Source organism: Streptomyces sp. NPDC017202 (assembly GCF_044331705.1).
In the GTDB taxonomy this organism is placed as follows: Bacteria; Actinomycetota; Actinomycetes; order Streptomycetales; family Streptomycetaceae; genus Streptomyces.
Map to the genome: position 1 here is coordinate 71,646 of NZ_JBIRNP010000015.1, position 18,928 is coordinate 90,573.

At 72.6% G+C, this 18,928-nt stretch carries 12 protein-coding genes; 9 read left to right on the forward strand and 3 right to left on the reverse strand.

Annotation, left to right across the window (positions count from 1 at the left end; genetic code table 11):
* The 3 genes from ACH4N1_RS25470 to ACH4N1_RS25480 all read left to right on the forward strand — a co-directional run bounded on the left by ACH4N1_RS25470 (position 1) and on the right by ACH4N1_RS25480 (position 2,886).
* Entirely contained in the window at positions 1-801 is an 801-nt protein-coding gene (locus ACH4N1_RS25470) for an ABC transporter permease (RefSeq protein WP_398100382.1), read from the forward strand.
* A 49-nt stretch (positions 802-850) separates the two neighbouring features.
* A complete protein-coding gene (locus ACH4N1_RS25475; RefSeq protein ID WP_398100384.1) occupies positions 851-2,284 on the forward strand; it encodes an NAD(P)/FAD-dependent oxidoreductase in 1,434 nt (477 codons plus the stop codon).
* A gap of 149 nt (positions 2,285-2,433) precedes the next feature.
* The gene (locus tag ACH4N1_RS25480) at positions 2,434-2,886 is read left to right on the forward strand and encodes a hypothetical protein (RefSeq protein ID WP_398100386.1); all 453 of its coding nucleotides are present in this window, start codon (positions 2,434-2,436) and stop codon (positions 2,884-2,886) included.
* A gap of 110 nt (positions 2,887-2,996) precedes the next feature.
* Here ACH4N1_RS25480 and ACH4N1_RS25485 read toward each other — a convergent pair whose 3' ends face one another.
* Both ACH4N1_RS25485 and ACH4N1_RS25490 read right to left on the reverse strand, forming a co-directional pair.
* Entirely contained in the window at positions 2,997-4,628 is a 1,632-nt protein-coding gene (locus ACH4N1_RS25485) for a PucR family transcriptional regulator (RefSeq protein WP_398100388.1), read from the reverse strand.
* A 161-nt stretch (positions 4,629-4,789) separates the two neighbouring features.
* On the reverse strand, positions 4,790-7,288 hold the full coding sequence (locus ACH4N1_RS25490) for an ATP/GTP-binding protein (protein WP_398100390.1): 2,499 nt from the start codon (positions 7,286-7,288) through the stop codon (positions 4,790-4,792).
* A 267-nt stretch (positions 7,289-7,555) separates the two neighbouring features.
* Here ACH4N1_RS25490 and gabT point away from each other — a divergent pair, with 267 nt between their 5' ends.
* The 3 genes from gabT (at position 7,556) to ACH4N1_RS25505 (ending at position 11,844) form a co-directional block, all read left to right on the forward strand.
* On the forward strand, positions 7,556-8,890 hold the full coding sequence (gene gabT / locus ACH4N1_RS25495; RefSeq protein WP_382787330.1) for a 4-aminobutyrate--2-oxoglutarate transaminase: 1,335 nt from the start codon (positions 7,556-7,558) through the stop codon (positions 8,888-8,890).
* A 657-nt stretch (positions 8,891-9,547) separates the two neighbouring features.
* Positions 9,548-10,216, forward strand: coding sequence for a phosphatase PAP2 family protein (locus ACH4N1_RS25500; protein ID WP_398100392.1), 669 nt, complete (start codon positions 9,548-9,550; stop codon positions 10,214-10,216).
* Positions 10,217-10,398: 182 nt separating this feature from the next.
* Positions 10,399-11,844 carry an aldehyde dehydrogenase family protein gene (locus ACH4N1_RS25505; protein WP_398100394.1) on the forward strand — a complete coding sequence of 482 codons (1,446 nt, stop codon included), beginning with the start codon at positions 10,399-10,401 and terminating at the stop codon, positions 11,842-11,844.
* Positions 11,845-11,920: 76 nt separating this feature from the next.
* Here the strand turns inward: ACH4N1_RS25505 and ACH4N1_RS25510 are convergent, their stop codons facing one another.
* Positions 11,921-14,782 (reverse strand): glycoside hydrolase family 3 C-terminal domain-containing protein, encoded by a 2,862-nt coding sequence (locus ACH4N1_RS25510; RefSeq protein ID WP_398100396.1) that lies wholly within the window; start codon positions 14,780-14,782, stop codon positions 11,921-11,923.
* 383 nt (positions 14,783-15,165) lie between these two features.
* On the opposite strand from ACH4N1_RS25510, the gene ACH4N1_RS25515 reads away from it, so the two are divergent.
* The 3 genes from ACH4N1_RS25515 to ACH4N1_RS25525 are packed head-to-tail and all read left to right on the forward strand — an operon-like array spanning position 15,166 to position 18,868.
* Entirely contained in the window at positions 15,166-16,857 is a 1,692-nt protein-coding gene (locus ACH4N1_RS25515; RefSeq protein WP_398100398.1) for an extracellular solute-binding protein, read from the forward strand.
* A gap of 26 nt (positions 16,858-16,883) precedes the next feature.
* A complete protein-coding gene (locus ACH4N1_RS25520) occupies positions 16,884-17,918 on the forward strand; it encodes an ABC transporter permease (protein WP_398100400.1) in 1,035 nt (344 codons plus the stop codon).
* Entirely contained in the window at positions 17,915-18,868 is a 954-nt protein-coding gene (locus ACH4N1_RS25525; RefSeq protein ID WP_398100401.1) for a carbohydrate ABC transporter permease, read from the forward strand. The genes ACH4N1_RS25520 and ACH4N1_RS25525 overlap by 4 nt, the downstream gene beginning before the upstream one ends.
* Positions 18,869-18,928: the final 60 nt, after the last annotated feature.

Consider the following 18,928-nt stretch of genomic DNA (forward strand, 5'->3'; position numbering starts at 1 on the left):
ATGCCCTTCGTCAACTGGTTCAAGAGGAATCTCGTCGTCATCGCGGGCCTTTTCACGCTCGCCTATCTGCTGCTGCCCAACGTCGTCGTCACGGTGTTCTCCTTCAACAAGCCGAAGGGGCGCTTCAACTACGAATGGCAGCAGTTCTCCACGGACGCCTGGAAGGACCCGTGCGGGGTCTCCGGACTCTGCGGATCGCTGTCGCTCAGCCTCCAGATCGCGTTCTGGGCGACCCTCGGCGCGACCGCGCTCGGCACGGCCATCGCCTTCGCGCTCGTCCGCTACCGCTTCCGCGCGCGCGGCGCCGTGAACTCGCTGATCTTCCTGCCCATGGCCATGCCCGAGGTCGTCATGGCGGCCTCGCTGCTCACCCTGTTCCTCAACATGGGTGCGCGGCTGGGGTTCTGGACGATCCTCATCGCCCACATCATGTTCTGCCTCAGCTTCGTCGTGACGGCCGTCAAGGCACGCGTCATGTCGATGGACCCGAGGCTGGAACAGGCGGCCCAGGACCTGTACGCCGGCCCGCTGCAGACCTTCCTGCGGGTCACCCTGCCGATCGCCGCACCGGGGATCGCCGCGGGCGCGCTGCTCGCCTTCGCGCTCTCCTTCGACGACTTCATCATCACCAACTTCAACGCGGGCTCGACCGTCACCTTCCCCATGTTCGTCTGGGGCTCGGCGCAGCGCGGAACGCCCGTCCAGATCAACGTCGTCGGCACGGCCATGTTCCTCATCGCCGTCCTGCTCGTGCTGACCTCCATGGCCGTCACCAACCGCCGCAAGAGGCAGAAGGCGTAAGCCCTCGCCTTCCCGCCCCGTCGAGAGCCCGCCGTAGGGAGTTGACATCATGGCCCCTGGCGCCATGAGCCGTGACAGAGACCATCACTGGACGACATCGCTCGCCGAGGCGCGGCCGGTCCCGTACTGGCTGGAGGATCCGGGCAGGCCCCGCCCCGAGCCCGCGCTCACCGGCGCCACGACCTGCGACCTGCTGGTCGTCGGCGGCGGGTACAGCGGACTGTGGACCGCGCTGGTCGCCAAGGAACGCGACCCGCAGCGGGACGTGGTGCTGCTGGAGGGCCGCGAGGTGGGCTGGGCCGCCTCGGGCCGCAACGGAGGCTTCTGCGCGGCCTCCCTCACCCACGGCCTGGCCAACGGACTGACCCGCTGGCCGGAGGAGATCCACCGGCTCGAGGAACTGGGCGCGCGCAACCTCGACGAGATCGAGGCGGCGATCACCCGGTACGGCATCGACTGCGACTTCGAGCGCACCGGCGAGATCGACGTGGCGACCGAACCGCACCAGGCACGCGAACTGCGCGACTGGTACGAGGAGATCGAGGGCAGGGGCCTCGCCGGGGGCATCGAGTTCCTCGACGGCGACGCCGTGCGCGAGCAGGTCGACTCACCCACCTTCCGGGCGGGGCTGTACGACCGCCGCGGCGTGGCCATGCTCCACCCGGCCAAACTCGCGTGGGGCCTGAAGCGGGCGTGCCTGCGCCTCGGCGTCCGCGTCCACGAGCACACCCCCGCGCTGACGCTGAAGCCGTACGGCGCGGGGATGGCCGTCCGCACCCCGTACGGGCGGGTCCGCGCACGGCAGGTCGCGCTCGGCACGAACGTCTTCCCCAACCTGGTCAGACGGGTCCGCGCCTACACCGTGCCCGTCTACGACTACGCGCTGATGACGGAACCGCTGAGCGCCGGGCAGCTCGACGCGATCGGCTGGAGGAACCGGCAGGGCCTCGGCGACAGCGCCAACCAGTTCCACTACTTCCGGCTCTCCGCCGACAACCGCGTCCTGTGGGGCGGCTACGACGCGATCTACCCGTACGGCGGCCGGGTGCGCGCCGAGTACGACGACCGGCCGCAGACGTACGCCAAACTCGCCGAACACTTCTTCACCTGCTTCCCCCAGCTGGAGGGGCTGCGCTTCACGCACGCGTGGGGTGGCGCGATCGACACCTGCTCGCGCTTCTCGGCCTTCTTCGGCACGGCCCACCACGGCAGGGTGGCGTACGCCGCCGGCTACACCGGGCTCGGCGTGGGCGCGACCCGGTTCGGCGCCGAGGTGATGCTCGACCTGCTGGCGGGCGAGCCCACCGAGCTGACCTCGCTGGAGATGGTCCGCAGGAAGCCGCTGCCCTTCCCGCCCGAACCGTTCGCCTGGACCGGCATCGCGCTCACCAAGTGGTCGCTGGCGCGGGCGGACACGCACGGCGGCCGGCGCAACCTGTGGCTGCGGACCATGGACCGGCTCGGGCTCGGCTTCGACAGCTGACGCTCCCGCCGGCGTGAGCCGGTTCACGCCGGTTCACGCCGGTTCACTGCGATTCACTCCGACGAGGACGCCCGACCCGCGTAATGCCGGCCGGGGACCTCCCTCTCCCTCGTGACGCGCACGCGTCGACGAGACACAGGGAGGTCCCCATGGCCGGGACGAAGACGGCCGTCGAGTGGCTGGCATCCGTCGCACCGGATCCCGAGGTCTGCCGTCGGCAGTGGAGGCGCAACCCGCTCGGGATCGCCCTCCTGCCCGCGGGCAGGGCCTGGGACGTGCTCATCCTGCCGGGCGGACTCGGCTTTCCCACGCTCGACGTCCTCACCCGCGTCCTCGACCGGCCCGGCCCCGTACTGGCCGGCTTCGGCGACCGGCGGGTGGGCTTCCTCGTGCCGCCGGGCACGGCCGCCCGCTGGATCGGCACCGGCATCCGCACGGCCGGCCCGGGCACCTGGATCGTCGTGCCCCACCCGGGCCGCACGACCGGAGGCGTCCGCTGGCTGGTGCCGCCGGACGGCTCGGGAACCCTGACCGACCCGGCCCTCCTCGAACTGGCCATGCACGAGGTGGCGGCGGGCCCCGTCGGGGGAGAGGCGGGCTGACCCGCACGGCTCCTCACGCGGCTCCCCCGTGCCCGCACGGCTCCATGCCGGCCACCCGCGCCCGCCCGCTCCTCACACGGCCGCCCGTGCGGCCGGCGCGGCGCGCGGCGCTATTGCGGTGCCGTCGCCTTGAGGGCCAGCCACAGCTCCATCCGTACGTCCGGGTCGTCCAGGGAGCGGCCCAGGATCTCCTCCACGCGGCGCATGCGGTAGCGGAGCGTGTGGCGGTGGACGCCCAGGTCGGCCGCCGCGGCGTCCCACTGGCCGTGGCGGGAGAGCCAGGCGCGCAGGGAGGCCACCAGGTCGCCCCGGCCCGTCGCGTCGTGCTCGTGCAGGGCTCGCAGCAGGCCGTCGGCGAAGGCCTTCACCGCGTCGTCCGCGAGGAGCGGCAGGACCGAGCCCGCCGCGAGCCGCTCGTGCTCCACCAGGACCCGCCCCCGGCGCCGCGCCACCGACAGCGCCTGCTCGGCCTGCCTGTACGCGGCCGCCGCGGCGGTCGGACCGGCCGGCGCGGACAGGCCGACGACCAGTTCGTCGTCCTCGCCCTCCGCCCCGGACGCGCGCGCGTCCTCCAGCGCCGCCCCGTACGAGGCGGCGGCCGCGGCCGCCGCGCCCCCGTCGGCGGCCAGCACCACCAGCCGCTCGCCCTCGGGCACCACCAGCACGGTCTCCCCGGACCGGGCCGCCGCCGACTCCACGACCTCGGCGAGCCGGCCCAGCGGGTCCCCGCCCCGGTCGGCGGAGCCGGGCACGCGCGCGTGCGAGGAGGCGTCGGCATGGGCCCGCGCGGAGGCCGGCTCGGCCACCAGCACCCGGAACGGGGCGTCCAGCAGACCCCCGTACAGGTCACCGGCGACGGCCCGCGCGTGGTCCGGCTCGCCCGCCAGCAGCATGCGCAGCACCGCCACCCCGATCCGCTGCTCCGCCGCCTGGAGCGGGCGGGAGCGTTCCGTGGTGAGGGTCAGCAGGGCGATCGCCGAGTGGACCGCGTAGCGCTCCGCCGTGCCGAGCGTCGACGCCGTACCGACCGCGAGGGCGGCCCGCGGGCGGCGGCCGGTGCCCAGGGAGTGCAGTTCGACCCGGTCGTCGTGGTCGGAGTGCTCGGGCCCGCCGACCACCGCCGAGGCCGGCGCCGGACGCTCCCGCAGCCGCTCCACGTCCGCCGTGAGCCGCGCGGCCCGCCGCCCCGCCCACTCCGGCGCGCTCGCGACGACGGCACCCGAGGCGTCGTAGAGCGCGGCCCAGCCGTCGACCTGGGAGGCGAGCGCGGCGAGCAGGCCCTCCGGGCCGTCCGTCAACGCCTGCCTGGTCAGCTCCCGCTGGGCCGCGAAACCGGCCGTCACCGCGCGGTACTGGTCGGCGGCTATCGCCGCCGACACCTCCTTGCTGATGGCGAGGAACGGCGTGCGCCGGGGCACCTCCAGCAGGGGCAGCCCCTCCTCCTCGGCCGCGTCCACGAGGGCCCGGGGGACCTCCTCGTAGTTGACGCCGACGGCGAAGCCGAGCCCGACCACCCCGGCCCCGGCCAGCCGCCGCACGTAGCGCCGCATCGCCTCCGGGTCCTCCGCGTCCAGCTTCAGCGCGGTGATCAGCAGCAGCTCCCCGCCCTCCATGTACGGCACGGGGTCGGCGAGTTCGCTGACGTGCGCCCAGCGCACCGGTACGTCCAGACGGTCCCCGCCCGCCCGCACGGTCAGCTTCAGCGCGGAGTGGTGGACGAGCGAGGCGAGCGTGGGGGGCATGGGACCTTCAGGTCAGAGGCGGGCGCGCGGGCGATCGACCGGTGATCTTTTGGCCGCTTCGTATGAAGCGGTCATGTCGATTCTGCCTCACTGGAGGGGTGTCCCGCGCCTCGTTTCCGCCGCGCGGGCCCGCGCGGACCCACGCGGACCCGGGGACCCGCTCAGCCGCGCAGATCCACCAGCAGCGGCGGCGCGTGCTCGCCCCCGACGGTGGTCAGGGACAGCACCGCGTGCCCCGGCGGGACCTCGTGCGCCAGCTGCGACGCCGACCACCGCTCCCGCTCCACCTGGCGCACGGTCACCGCGTCCGTGGTCACGGCCTTGCCGGTGACCAGCTTCCGCAGGGCGTGCAGGGCCCGGGTCATCGGCTGGTCGGCGAAGACGGTGTGCTTGGCGACCTCCGTCGTCTCCACCCACTCGGTGCCCCAGGTCTGCGCGAACCGGCTGCCGTCCCAGGTGGTGATCCCGGAGAACGCCATCCGGCAGCCGACGGCCCCGTACAGCGGGCCGTGCAGGGCTTCGGGCACGTCGGCGACCGTGCGCAGCGACAGCAGCACGCCCGCGTTCTGCGAGCGCAGCCGCTGGATCCGGCGCACCGACCCGGTGGTCACCGCGCCCGTCGCGTCGTCCAGGACCAGGGCGGCGAAGTGCGCGCGCCCCGCCTCCCGCACGACCGTGTGGAACTGGGCGAGGACCAGCCGGGTGATCAGCCGGCCGGCCTCCTCGTGGCCGCGCTCGGGCAGATCCACGCGCACCCGCAGCGGATGGTGGGCGACGGCCCGCAGGGAGAACGCCCGGTGTGCTCCGCCCGGTGCCCCGCCAGCACTGCCGTTCCCGCCGGCACCGCCGTTCCCGTCGGCACCGCCGTTCCCGCCGAGGAAACCGGTGAGGACCGGCCGGTTCAGCAGCGCCAGCCGGTCGGCGAGGGCCCGGCCCGGGTCGCCGGGCGCGCCCGTCTGCCGGACGCGCGCGTCCAGCTCGCGGCGCATGACCTCGTCCCCGGCCACGGCCTCGCGCAGCGCGGACAGCGCCGTCGGCTCGCCCTCCAGCAGCTCGCGCAGGACCGGCAGCGGGGGGAAGCGGCCGTGCACGGCCCGGTAGGGGCCGAGGAGCTGGGCGAGGGCGGTGGCCGCGCCCTGGGCGCCCACCGTGTCGAGGTCGCCCACCAGCGCCTCGGCGAGGACGGCGGCGGCCTCGTCGGCGTCGTCGGACTCGGCGTACGGGTCGAGGTCGTGCACCGACGCGGGGTCCCCGATCCGGACGATCACGTCGAAGGCGGAGTCGGAGGCGAGCGGGCTCCCCGCAGAGGAGACGGCGACGAGCGCGCACGACCCGGTGAGCGCCTGGAGGGCCAGCGCCTCGACGACCGGCTCCACCAGCGTCCGCGTCTTGCCCGAGCCGGACGGGCCGACCGCGAGCAGCGAGGTGCCCAGCACGTCCAGGCCGAGCGCGGCGCCCGCGTCGTGGTAGGCCGCCGGGGCGCGCTCGGCGGCCACCCACCGCCCGATGCGCACCTGGTGCGCGAGCAGGTCGTGGCGCCCGGTGCGCCGCGGCAGGTCGCGGGAGCCGGAGGGGTGGGTCCAGGCGGCCCCGGCCTGCCGCAGCACGGTCTCGCGGAAGTCCGCACGGCCCGTCGTCCAGGCGCGGGTGACGCGCGCGCAGTCGACGTCGTTCATCCGCCCGGCCGCGACCTCGGCGGTCAGCACGTCGGCCGCCTCGTGCTGCCCGGCGTCCCGCAGCTCCGGCCACGCGGCACGCGGCCGCTCGACGGGAACGGGCGCCCGGGGGCCGGCGGCCGCGCGCCGGGCGGCGAGCCGCTTCCTCAGGTACGGCCACCAGCCGCCGACCCGCGCGAACGGCCACACCACGAGCAGGGTGATCACGGTGTACAGCGTGTCGGTGAACAGCGGGGAGGCGAACAGGTCGTAGCCGCCGGCGATCAGGGCGACCAGGGAGAACAGCGGGTCGACGACGGGCAGCGGGTCCCAGCCCACTCCCGGGAAGGCGCTCGGGAACACGAAGCTCAGCGCGACCAGGGCGCCCAGCAGCCCGAGCAGCGCCCGCGCGGGCTGCGGCCGACGGCCGACGAAGTGGCGTACGACGTCGGGCCAGCTGCCCAGCCGCCCCATGGCGTACACCAGGACGGCGAAGAAGACGCCGTCGTACACCACCCGGGCCTCGGCGCCCTCCATGGTCCTCGGCGAGGCGATCGTGCCGCCCCACCACCAGTCGTCCGGGGTGAACAGCCGCAACGGCGCGAACTGGTACGGCAGGCCGCCCCGGCGCCACAGCGACCACAGCACCAGCGCCACCACCAGCGGGATGAGCAGGCCGACGACGGTGACGGGCGCGAGCCGCTCGCTCGCCTGCGCGTCCTTCGGCGGCCGGTACCCGAACCGCCAGACGCCCGGCCGGGCGGCGGCACGGGGCTCGTCCAGCCACGCCGCGACCGCCGAGGAGGCCCGGACGCCCGGCCCGCCGGGGTGCGGTACCGACGGCTCACCGGCCGGCCGGGGCGGAGCACCGGCGGGCAGCGGCGGGGCCTCGCCCGGCCGGGGCGGCACACCGGGAGGGCCGGCGGGGCGCCCCGGCGGCACCGCCGGGCGCGGCACGGGATTCGCCTGCGTGCCCCACGCGTCCTGCGTCCCGTCGCTGTCCATCGCCCCTGCCCCCTGACCGGCCGCTCCGTCCACCATCGCCGAGTCAATCTAACGCCCCCGCCTGGGGAGTTCACCGCTTACGCGGCCGGGCGCCGGCGGCGGACCCCCGAGCGGCTATGTCCACGACGGACAACGGGCGCCGCCGACAACGCCCACATGGAGCATGCCCGCACCCCCTTCCCCGACCTAACCTGCGAGAAAAGGACCTGTGCGTCCGTGCGGACGCACCCCGGTACGCCCGGTACGCAAGATCATCAGGGAGCCCCCATGACCGCACTTCCGCAGGAGCGCCGCGTCGTCACCGCCATCCCCGGCCCGAAGTCGCAGGAGCTTCAGGCCCGCCGCGTCGCCACGGTCGCGCAGGGCGTGGGCTCTGTGCTGCCGGTGTTCACCGCGCGCGCGGGCGGCGGCATCATCGAGGACGTCGACGGCAACCGTCTGATCGACTTCGGCTCCGGTATCGCGGTCACCAGCGTCGGCGCCTCCGCCGAGGCCGTCGTGCGCCGGGCCGCCGCGCAGCTCGCCGACTTCACCCACACCTGTTTCATGGTCACCCCCTACGAGGGCTACGTCGAGGTCGCCGAGGCCCTCGCCGAGCTGACCCCGGGCGACCACGCCAAGAAGTCCGCGCTGTTCAACAGCGGGGCCGAGGCCGTCGAGAACGCCGTCAAGATCGCCCGCGCGTACACCAGGCGCCAGGCGGTCGTCGTCTTCGACCACGGCTACCACGGCCGGACGAACCTGACGATGGCGCTGACGTCCAAGAACATGCCGTACAAGAACGGCTTCGGCCCGTTCGCGCCCGAGGTCTACCGGGTGCCGGTGGCCTACGGCTACCGCTGGCCGACCGGCGCCGAGAACGCCGGCCCCGAGGCCGCCGCGCAGGCCATCGACCAGATCTCCAAGCAGGTCGGCGCGGACAACGTGGCCGCGATCATCATCGAGCCGGTGCTCGGCGAGGGCGGTTTCATCGAGCCGGCGAAGGGCTTCCTGCCCGCGATCCGCCAGTTCGCCGCCGACAACGGCATCGTCTTCGTCGCCGACGAGATCCAGTCCGGCTTCTGCCGCACCGGCCAGTGGTTCGCCTGCGAGGACGAGGGCATCGTCCCCGACCTGATCACCACCGCCAAGGGCATCGCGGGCGGTCTGCCGCTCGCCGCCGTCACCGGCCGCGCCGAGATCATGGACGCCGCCCACGCGGGCGGCCTCGGCGGCACCTACGGCGGCAACCCGGTCGCCTGCGCCGGCGCGCTCGGCTCCATCGAGACGATGAAGGAGCTGGACCTCAACGCGAGGGCGAAGCGGATCGAGGAGGTCATGAAGGGCCGCCTGACCGCCATGCAGGAGAAGTTCGACATCATCGGCGACGTGCGCGGCCGCGGCGCGATGATCGCCGTCGAGCTGGTCAAGGACCGCACGACGAAGGAGCCGAACCCCGAGGCGACCGCCGCGCTCGCCAAGGCCTGCCACCAGGAGGGCCTGCTGGTCCTGACCTGCGGCACCTACGGCAACGTGCTGCGCTTCCTGCCGCCGCTGGTGATCGGCGAGGACCTGCTGAACGAGGGCCTCGACATCATCGAGCAGGCCTTCGCCGGCGTCTGAGCGGGCCGTCGCTTCCCCCGGTCCGGGGGGCGTCGCCCCCCGGACCGGAAGCTGCGTCGCCCCCCGGACCGGAAGCTGCGTCGCCCCCCGGACCGGAAGCTGCGTCGCCCCCGGTCCGGGAGGGCCGTCGCCCGTGTCCGAGCGGGCCCTGTGCGTCCGGTCCGGGAGCCACGGAATTCCGGGCCGGGCAGAGCGTGTGAAGAAGGTGTGCGGGGTGGATGGCGGGAGGGGGATGCGTCTGTCGTCCCGCCGGTTGCTGCCGTAGGTTCTTCCCAGATGAGAGATACACCCCGCCCACAGGGGACTGTGGGCGAACCCAGGACGGGGCCTCCCCGGCTTCGACCTGGTCGTGCCTCGCGCACACGGCCGGAGCTTCCCGCTCCGGATCTCCTCACCGATCGGACGGCCGCCCGCCCCAGACCCCCCGGGGCGCGCGGCATCCCGATCCGGACGGCCGCCCCGCAATCATCCCCCCGGTTCCGGGGCGGCCGACCTCCTTCTCGCTCCTCTCGGACTTCTCGCTCCTCTCGGGCGGAGGCTTCTCGCGAACAAGCCACTGCCCGCGGACCCCGGTTCACACCCGGGGTCCTTTTCTCTGCCCCGTCCCGGATCAGGCGGCCGAACCGGACCGGCACCCGTTCCTGACAAGCTGGGCCCATGTCGACCCGCTCCCAGCCGGAGGCCGAGGGCGCCCCGGTGCCACCGGTCCCCGGACGCGCCGCCCGGGGCACGCTGCTGTTCGGTCTGCCCGTGCTGCTGTTCGTCCTGATCACCTGGCAGGTCGCCGCCGAGGGGCCCCTGCTGGACCTGGACGCGCGCCTGAGCCGGGCTCTCGTGCACCCCGACCGGGGCGCCGAGCTGCTGGCCGACCTGGGCGACGTGCAGATCGCGGTCCCGGTGCTGGTACTGGTCGCCGGGTACGCCGCCGGGCGGGCGCGGTCCGCGGGCGTGCCGCGGTGGTGGCTGCCGTCCCTCGCCGGGGCGGCGCTGATGGTGATGGTGCCGCTGATCGTCGTACCGCTGAAGGAGTGGACGGACCGGCCGGGCACGCCCGCCGTGCCGCCGGCCACCGGGTACTACCCCTCCGGGCACACCGCGACGGCGGCCGTGGCCTACGGGGCGGCCGTGCTCGTCCTGCTGCCCCGGCTCAGTTCCCGGCCCGCCCGCCGGACGGCCGCCGCCACGGCCGTCGTCCTCGTCGCGGCCGTCTCCTTCGGTCTGGTGCGGCGCGGCTACCACTGGCCCCTGGACGTGGTGGCGAGCTGGTGCCTGGGCGTGCTGCTGCTGGGGGCGCTGTGGCTGGTCCTGCGGCGGATCGGGCGGTGAGCCGCGGGCGGACCGTCGCAGGACCCCCGCAGACCGTGGCCGGCCCGTGGCCGACCTCGCCAAAGCGGCGCACCCCCGGCCCCCACCACTACGAGTCGGACAAGCGACCCTCCGGCCCCGCGCCCCTACCGTGGACCAGGAAAAGCCAGCACACCCCACTACGCGGAAGGGCCGGGATCCCTATGACCTCCACCCACGCCTTCTGGCTCGCCGGCCGCCAGGTCACCGGCGAGGACAGTTTCGACGTCACCTCCCCGTGGGACGGCCGTCTCGTCGGCAGGGTCAGCGTGCCGACCGACGCGCAGGTCGAGGAGGCCGTGGCCGCCGCGTACGCCGTGCGGGACGAGTTCGCCGCCACCCCGGCGCACGTCCGTGCCGCCGCCCTCGACCACGTCAGCAAGCGGCTCGCCGAGCGCACCGAGGAGATCGCCCAGCTGATCTCCGGCGAGAACGGCAAGCCGATCAAGTGGGCGCGGGGCGAGGTCGGCCGGGCGGTGTCGGTGTTCCGGTTCGCCGCCGAGGAGGCCCGCCGGTTCAACGGCGGCGAGGCCCAGCGGCTCGACACCGACGCCGGCGGCCAGGGCCGGCTGGCCCTCACCCGGCGCTTCCCCAAGGGGGTCGTGCTCGGCATCGCGCCGTTCAACTTCCCGCTGAACCTGTGCGCCCACAAGGTCGCCCCGGCCGTCGCGGCCGGTGCGCCGATCATCCTGAAGCCGGCCCCGGCCACCCCGCTCTCCGGCCTGATCCTCGGTGAGCTGCTCGCCGAGACCGGTCTGCCCGCCGGCTCGTGGAGCATCCTGCCGGTCTCCAACGACCGCATGCCCGCCCTCGTCCAGGACGAGCGGCTGCCGGTGATCTCCTTCACCGGCTCCGAGAAGGTCGGCTACGCGATCATGGACTCGGTGCCCCGCAAGCACTGCACCCTGGAGCTGGGCGGCAACGGCGCGGCCGTCGTCCTCGGCGACTTCGCGAGCGACGCCGACCTCGACTGGGCCGCGACCCGCATCGCCACCTTCTCCAACTACCAGGGCGGCCAGTCCTGCATCTCGGTGCAGCGGGTCATCGCCGACGCCTCCGTGTACGACCGGCTGCTGCCGCGCATCGTCGCCGCCGTCGAGGCCCAGGTCACCGGGGACCCCTCCGACGACCGGACCGACGTCGGCCCGCTGGTCAGCGAGGACGCGGCCAAGCGCGTCGAGACCTGGGTCGACGAGGCGGTCGCGGCGGGCGCCGCCCTCCTCGCCGGCGGCAAGCGCGAGGGCGCCTCCTACGCGCCGACCGTCCTCGCCGACGTGCCGGCGGACACCACTCTCGCCTGCGAGGAGGTCTTCGGACCGGTCCTCACCGTGCGCAAGGTCGACGGTGAGGCCGAGGCCTTCGCCGCCGTCAACGACTCCAAGTACGGCCTCCAGGCGGGCGTGTTCACGCACGACCTCCAGGCCGCCTTCCGTGCCCACCGGGCGCTGGAGGTGGGCGGCGTGATCATCGGCGACGTGCCCTCCTACCGCGCCGACCAGATGCCGTACGGCGGCGCCAAGCAGTCCGGAGTGGGCCGCGAGGGCGTCCGGTTCGCGATGGACGACTACACCTACGAGCGCGTGCTGGTCCTCACCGGTCTCGCCCTCTGACGTGCTCGGCAAGCTCTGACGTGTTCCGGAAGGGGCCCGGCACCGATCCCCGTCGGTGCCGGGCCCCTTCGTCGCGTCAGCCGTCCCCGGACCCTCGACCGGAGAAGCCGACGAGCGCGAGCCGCAGAGGGCCGCGCAGCCCGATGCGCAGGTCGTGGACGCCCTCGGCGGTGAAGGGGGCGTCGAGCGTGGTGTAGGCGTACGGCCCCGGCGTGGGCGTGTCGAGGGTCAGGGTCACCGGTGGTCCGTCGGCCGCCGCGATCTCCACCGTGCCCCCGCCCGCCACCTCCAGCGTGACCCCGGTGACACCGGCACCGAAGTCGCAGGCCCGGTAGAGCAGTTCGGCCCTGCCGCCCGCCGCGGGGGTCACCGCGTCGCCCGACACCTTCGTCCGGTCCACGATCTCCGCGCCGCCGTGCTCGTCGAAGTCGACGGCGGCCAGCCCGTCGCGCAGGACCGGCCGGGGGGCGGCCGCGTCGCCGTCCAGCGTCACCGTCGTCCGCAGCCGCACGTCCTCGCTGGACGCACCGACCAGCAGGTCGTACGCCCCCGGTTCGCGGCGCCAGCCGCCCCGCGCCACGTCCCAGAACGCGAAGGCGGACAGCGCCACCTCGAAGGACAGTTCCGTGCGGGCGCCGGGCGCCAGCGTGACCCGGTGGTGCGCCAGCAGTTCACGCCGGGGACGGGGGACCGACGGGTCCACCGCCCGTGCGTAGAGCTGGGGGACCTCGTCGGCGGTCACCCCGCCGGTGTTGGTCACCGTGAAGGAGACCCGCACCGAGTCCTCCCCGACCCGCACCGCCAGGCCGTCGTACCCGAACGAGGCGTACGACAGGCCGTGCCCGAACGGGAACAGCGGATCGCCCTCGAAGTAGAGGTACGTCTGGCGGGCGCCGATCACGTCGTAGTCCAGCAGGTCGGGCAGGTCCGCGTCGCCCGCGTACCAGGTCTGCGGGAGCCGGCCGGCGGGGGAGACGTCACCGGCCAGCACCCGGGCCAGGGCGGTGCCCGCGGCCTGCCCGCCGTGCGCCGTCCACAGCACCGCGGACAGGTGCTCCGGCTCGATCGCGTACGGGTACGCCGACACCAGCGCCAGCACCGTCCGCGGGTTCGCGCTCCGGGCGGCCTCCAGCAGCCGTTCCTGCTGTCCGGGCAGCCGCAGGGTCGTACGGTCCTCGGTCTCGCGGCCGTTGATGTGCGGGTCGTTGCCCGCCACCACCACGACCACGTCCGCCCCGGCCGCCGCCCGCGCCACCGTCTCCGCGCCCCGCTCGGTGACGACCAGGCCGAACACCTCGGGATCCCCGTCGCCGACGTCGGCAACCTTCACGCCGTCGGCGGCGACCCGGACGTGGCGACCCGTGCCGAGATGCCGCAGGAGGTGACCGTCGCCATGGGGTTCCAGACGGAACGTCTCCTGCACCACCCAGCCGCCCGGCTGCTCCGCGGAGGCGCGCAGGAAGCCGTCCTCGGCGACCGAGAGGTAACGGCCGTCGGGGGCGCGCAGGGTCAGCACGTCCCCGCCCCAGTCGACCAGGGCGAACTCGGTTCCGTCGGGGTCGGTGGTGAGCGGGGGCAGGTCGGTGCGGCCCGCGAGCAGCGCCGGGTCGAGGGCGCCCTCGGCGCCGCGCGCCCCGTCGGGGGAGTCGGGGGCCGGCAACACCTTGAGGAACGTTCCGGCGGCGGTCCGCAGCAGGACCCGGTCCACGCCCTCCGCGAACTCCACCCGCTCCGTGCCGAACCGCTCGTACAGCCCCTCCAGGGGGGTGGAGCGGTGGATCAGGGTGCCGCTGTACCAGTCGAGCTTGCACTCGTCGGCGAGCAGGCCGACCACCGCGATCCGGGTGTCCGCGGCCAGCGGCAGCACACCGTCGTTGCGCAGCAGCACCACGGCCTGTTCGGCGGCCTCCCGGGCGAGGGCGCGGTGGGCCGGGGTGTCGAACGCGCCGGTGCCCGCGTGCGGGTCGTGGTGCGGGTCGAACTCGCCCAGCCGGAACCGCACCGAGAGCTGGCGGCGGACCGCCGCGTCGATGTCCGCCTCGGTCAGCAGCCCCTGCTCGTACGCCCCCGTGACCCGCTCGACGATCTTCGAGCCGTCGGTGCCGTGGTCGGTGAAGCTGTCCACGCCGGCGGTCAGCGAGGCCGCCGTCGCCTCCTCGTGGGTGTCGAAGTAGTGCTCGGAGTCGACCAGGTTGGAGGGCGCGCCCGCGTCCGAGCAGACCAGCAGCTCCTGCTCGGTCCACGTTCGCAGCTGCTCGCGCAGATACGGCGACACGTGGTTGGGGCGCCCGTTGACCAGGTTGTACGCGGGCATCACCCCGGCCACCGCGCCCGCCTCGACCGTGTCGCGGAAGGCCCGCAGGTCGTACTCGTGCAGCACGCGCGGGCGGACCGAGGAGGAGGTGACGTCCCGGCCGGTCTCGTTGTTGTGGGCCAGCCAGTGCTTGAGCACCGGGGCCGTGCGCCAGTAGGTCGGATGTTCGCCGCGCAGACCGTGCGTGTAGGCGGTGGCGATGGCGGAGGTGAGCCGCGGGTCCTCGGAGTAGCCCTCCTCGCCCCGGCCCCACAGGGGATGGCGCAGCAGGTTCACCGTGGGCGCCCAGACGTTGAGGCCGACCCGCTCGTCGCGGGCGCGCATCGCGCGGACCTCCCTGGACACCGCCTCGCCCACCCGCCGCACCAGCTCCGGGTTCCAGGTCGCGCCCAGCCCCACGGCCTGCGGGAACACCGTCGCCGGGCCCATCCACGCCACCCCGTGCAGCGCCTCCTGGCCGGTGCGGAACGCCCCGACGCCCAGCCGTTCCACGGCGGGCGCGAACTGGTGCAGGAAGGAGATCTTCTCCTCAAGGGTCAGTCGCGACAGCAGATCGTCGATGCGCTTCGCGAACGGCAGGCTCGAATCGCGGAACGGCGGGGCGGGCGGCGTGGATGCGGTCACGTGAGGTTCCCTTTGCGGTGGAGCGGGAAGACGCTTTCGAAGCGCTTCGATGCTCATTCGGCCCCGGGGTGGGTGTCAAGGGACCTCACGGTAACGACGGGGACTCATGGTCGTCATTTCAAGCCCGGTATGAGCGCGGAGCAATCCCGAACAGCTCGGAGGAATCTTGGGAGCGACCCTTGTGCACCCCCATGCCTTCACTTAACCTCACTGCAACATCGAAGCGCTTCGACGATCCTTCGACAGTGCGGAGCCACCGCCGTCAGGCGGCCAGACCTCCGATGATCGGGGACCGCGGCGCTTCAGCTCAGCCAGTTCCACTCGAGACACCGCAGCCGACGGCCACCGCCGGGTGTCCTGGTGCGCCATGAAGGGTTGACGCAATGACGCCGAACGCCGCCTCCTCCTCCGGTTCCTCCGGGCCCAGCCGGAGAAGCTTCCTCGCCTCCACGGCGGTCGCCACCGCAGCGGTGGCCGGCGGGATGCCGCTGCTCGCCGCCTGCGGCGGAGGGCAGGAAGGGAGCAAGGACGGCACGACCTCCGGGAAGGCGGCCGAGAAGCTTCTTCCGACGTTCGTGGCGTCCAGCGTCGTCGTGCCGGACATCCCCTCGAAGAACGGCTCGTCGGCCGGCTTCACCAAGGCGATCGACCTGGATGCCCTGAAGACCTCGGTACCGAAGAAGCTCGGCGGAGGCAGCCAGCTGAAGATCATGGCGCCGATGTGGGGCAGCCCGCCCTCCAACGACAACCCGTACTACACGGCCGTGAACGAGGCCGTCGGCGTCAAGGTCACCTGGCAGAACCAGGACGGCAACACCTACGACGAGAAGCTGGGCGCCGTCCTCGCCTCCAGCGACCTCCCGGACGTGGTGGTCGTCCCGGGCTGGAACCTGAACGGCAAGATACCCAGCGCCATCAACGCCAAGTTCGCCGACCTCGGTCCCTACCTGTCCGGCGACAAGGTCAAGGCGTATCCGAACCTCGCGGCGGTACCGACCGACGCCTGGCAGCGCTCCATCTTCGGCGGCCAGCTGCGCGCCGTCCCGATGCCCGCCTCGTACGTCACGAACATCGTGCCCTTCTACCGCAAGGACATCTTCGAGGCGAAGGGCTACGAACTCCCCAAGACCGCGGACGAGTTCCTGGCCTGGGCGAAGGAGGCCACCGACGCCAAGGCGAAGGTGTGGGCCTGCGACGACCTGAAGTGGACCGCCTTCAACATCTACGGCGTCCTCAACGGCAGCGACAAGGCACTGTGGTGGGACCTCAGGGACGGCAAGCTCGTCAACCGCATTGAGACCGACGAGTACCTCGAAGCCCTGGAGTGGATGCGCAAGCTCTACTCGGCCGACGTGGTCCACCCCGACGCCAAGGCCGTCAAGGGCGACGCGTCCAACCGCTTCACCGCCGGCCAGTCCCTCGTCTTCAACGGCGACATCTCCTACTGGTACGCCTCGACGGCCGAACAGCGCATCCAGAAGACCGGCTTCGAGATGGGCGCGTTCGACATCTTCGCCCCCGACGGCGGCGACCCCACGCTGTGGGCGACGCAGCCCGCCGGCATCTTCACCTTCGTCAACAAGAAGGCGTCCAAGCAGCAGATCAAGGACTTCCTGGCGCTCGCCAACTTCTGCGCCGCGCCGTACGGCACCAAGGAGTACATGCTCAGCGTCTACGGCGTCGAGGGCATCGACTACACGCTGAAGGGCGGCCTGCCCACGAAGACCACCAAGGGCAACAACGAGGTCTTCGGCGCCTACGACTACACCGGCGACCCGGCCTCCTACCTCGCCCACCCCGACCTCCCCGAGATCGCCAAGCTCCAGGTCGAGTGGCAGCAGCGCATGGGAGCCTTCACCAAGAAGTCCTCCTTCTACGGCCTGACCATCACCGAGCCGAATCGCTTCACCAACCTCGCCAACGACTTCGAGCAGCTGGAGGACGACGTCGTCCGTGGCCGCAAGAAGATCAGCGACGTCCAGCAGGCCGTGTCCGACTGGAAGTCCAAGGGCGGCGACGGGCTGCGCGACTGGTACAAGAAGCTGCTCGACGACAACGGCTCCGCGGCCAACTGACCCAGGGCTGAGGCAAGGAGAAAGCCGTGTCCCATAGCACGGTGCCTCGGTCCGGGGCCGAGGCGAAGACCGACGAGGAGACCGCGGTGGCGTCCAGTGGCGCCGCCGGGCCCCAGGGCGAGCAGCCCTCGGGGAAGCTGAGCATCCGGCTCAGGTTCAGACGCGACCGCACGCTGATCCTGATGACCCTGCCGGCCGTCCTGCTGCTACTCGTCTTCAACTACATTCCGATCTTCGGCAATGTGGTCGCGTTCCAGGACTACGACCCGTACCTCAGCGACAACGGCTTCATCGCCATGTTCGAGAGCCCCTGGGTCGGCTTCGAGCAGTTCGAGCGGATTTTCCAGGACTCCGGTTTCTGGCACGCCGTGCAGAACACATTCGTGCTGTTCTCACTCCAGCTCGTGCTGTTCTTCCCCATCCCGATCCTGCTCGCCCTGGTCATCAACAGTGTGATCAGGCCCCGGGTCCGGGCGGTCGCCCAGGCGATCATGTACCTGCCCCACTTCTTCTCGTGGGTGCTGGTCGTCACCGTCTTCCAGCAGATCTTCGGCGGCGCCGGCATCATCGCGCAGACTCTGCGCCAGCACGGCCACAACGGCTTCGACCTGATGACCGACCCGGGGATCTTCAAGTTCCTGGTGACCGCCGAGGGCGTCTGGAAGGACGCAGGCTGGGGCATCATCGTCTTCCTCGCCGCGCTCTCCGCCGTCTCCAACGACCTGTACGAGGCCGCCGCGATGGACGGCGCCGGACGCTGGCGCCGCATGTGGCACATCACGCTTCCCGCACTGCGCCCGGTGATCGCCCTGCTGCTGGTGCTGCGCGTCGGCGACGCTCTCACGGTCGGATTCGAGCAACTCCTGCTCCAACGCGACTCGGTGGGCCCGGGTGCCTCCGAGGTCCTCGACACCTACGTGTGGTGGAACGGCATCCGCAACCAGGACTTCAGCTACGCCGCCGCCGCCGGCCTGATCAAGGGCGTGGTCGGTCTGGCCCTCGTGCTGACCGCGAACAAGGTCGCCCATCTCATGGGTGAGCAGGGGGTGTACAAGAAGTGAGTGCTGTCATCGACCAGCCCGACACGCCCGGCCGGGCCGCGTCCAAGCCGAGCCTGTGGGCGGCCCCGGAGCGGCCGGCCTGGGAGGAAGAGCCCTCGAAGGCGGGCCTCGCCGGCAAGGGGATCGTCCTCACCCTGGCCTGCTTCGCGATCATCTTCCCGCTGTGGATCGTCATCGTCACCAGCCTCTCGTCGAAGAAGACCATCGACGCGACCGGCGGCCTGGTGGTGATCCCCAAGGACATCACCTTCGTCGCCTACCAGGAACTCCTCAGCGGCGGTCAGGTCCAGCGCGCCGCCCTGGTCAGCGTGGGCGTGACCCTGTTCGGCACGCTGTTCAGCATGACGGTGTCCGTCCTGTGCGCCTACGGCCTCTCGCGGGTCGGCTCTCTCGGTCACCGCTGGTTCCTGATGCTGCTCCTCGCCACCATGTTCTTCGGAGCAGGCCTCATTCCGACGTACCTGCTGGTGCAGGGACTCGGGCTGACCGACACCTACCTCGCGCTGATCCTGCCCAGTGCCGTGAGCGTCTTCAACATCCTGGTCCTGCGCTCGTTCTTCATGGGCATCTCGCCGGAGCTCATCGACAGCGCCCGTATCGACGGGGCCGGGGACTGGCGGATTCTCTGGAAGATCGTCATGCCGTTGTCGCGGGCAGTGCTCGCGGTGATCGGGCTCTTCTACGCGGTCGGGTACTGGAGCGCCTGGTTCAACGCGTCGATCTATCTGAGCGACCAGGACATGATGCCGCTGCAGAACGTCATGATCCAGCTCGTCCAGAAGCAGGAACGGCCGATCGGACTGGCCACTCAGATCAACACGGGTCAACTCCATCCGCTCGCCGTGCAGATGGCCGTGATGGTACTGGCCCTGGTGCCGGTTGCGGTGCTCTCGCCGTTCGTGCAGCGGCACTTCAAGAAGGGCATGCTGACCGGCGCGGTCAAGGGCTGAAGCCCGGGCGGGTGCGTGAGGGGGAGCTTCTGCGGGTTCCCGGCGGTGGGTCCGTCGTGG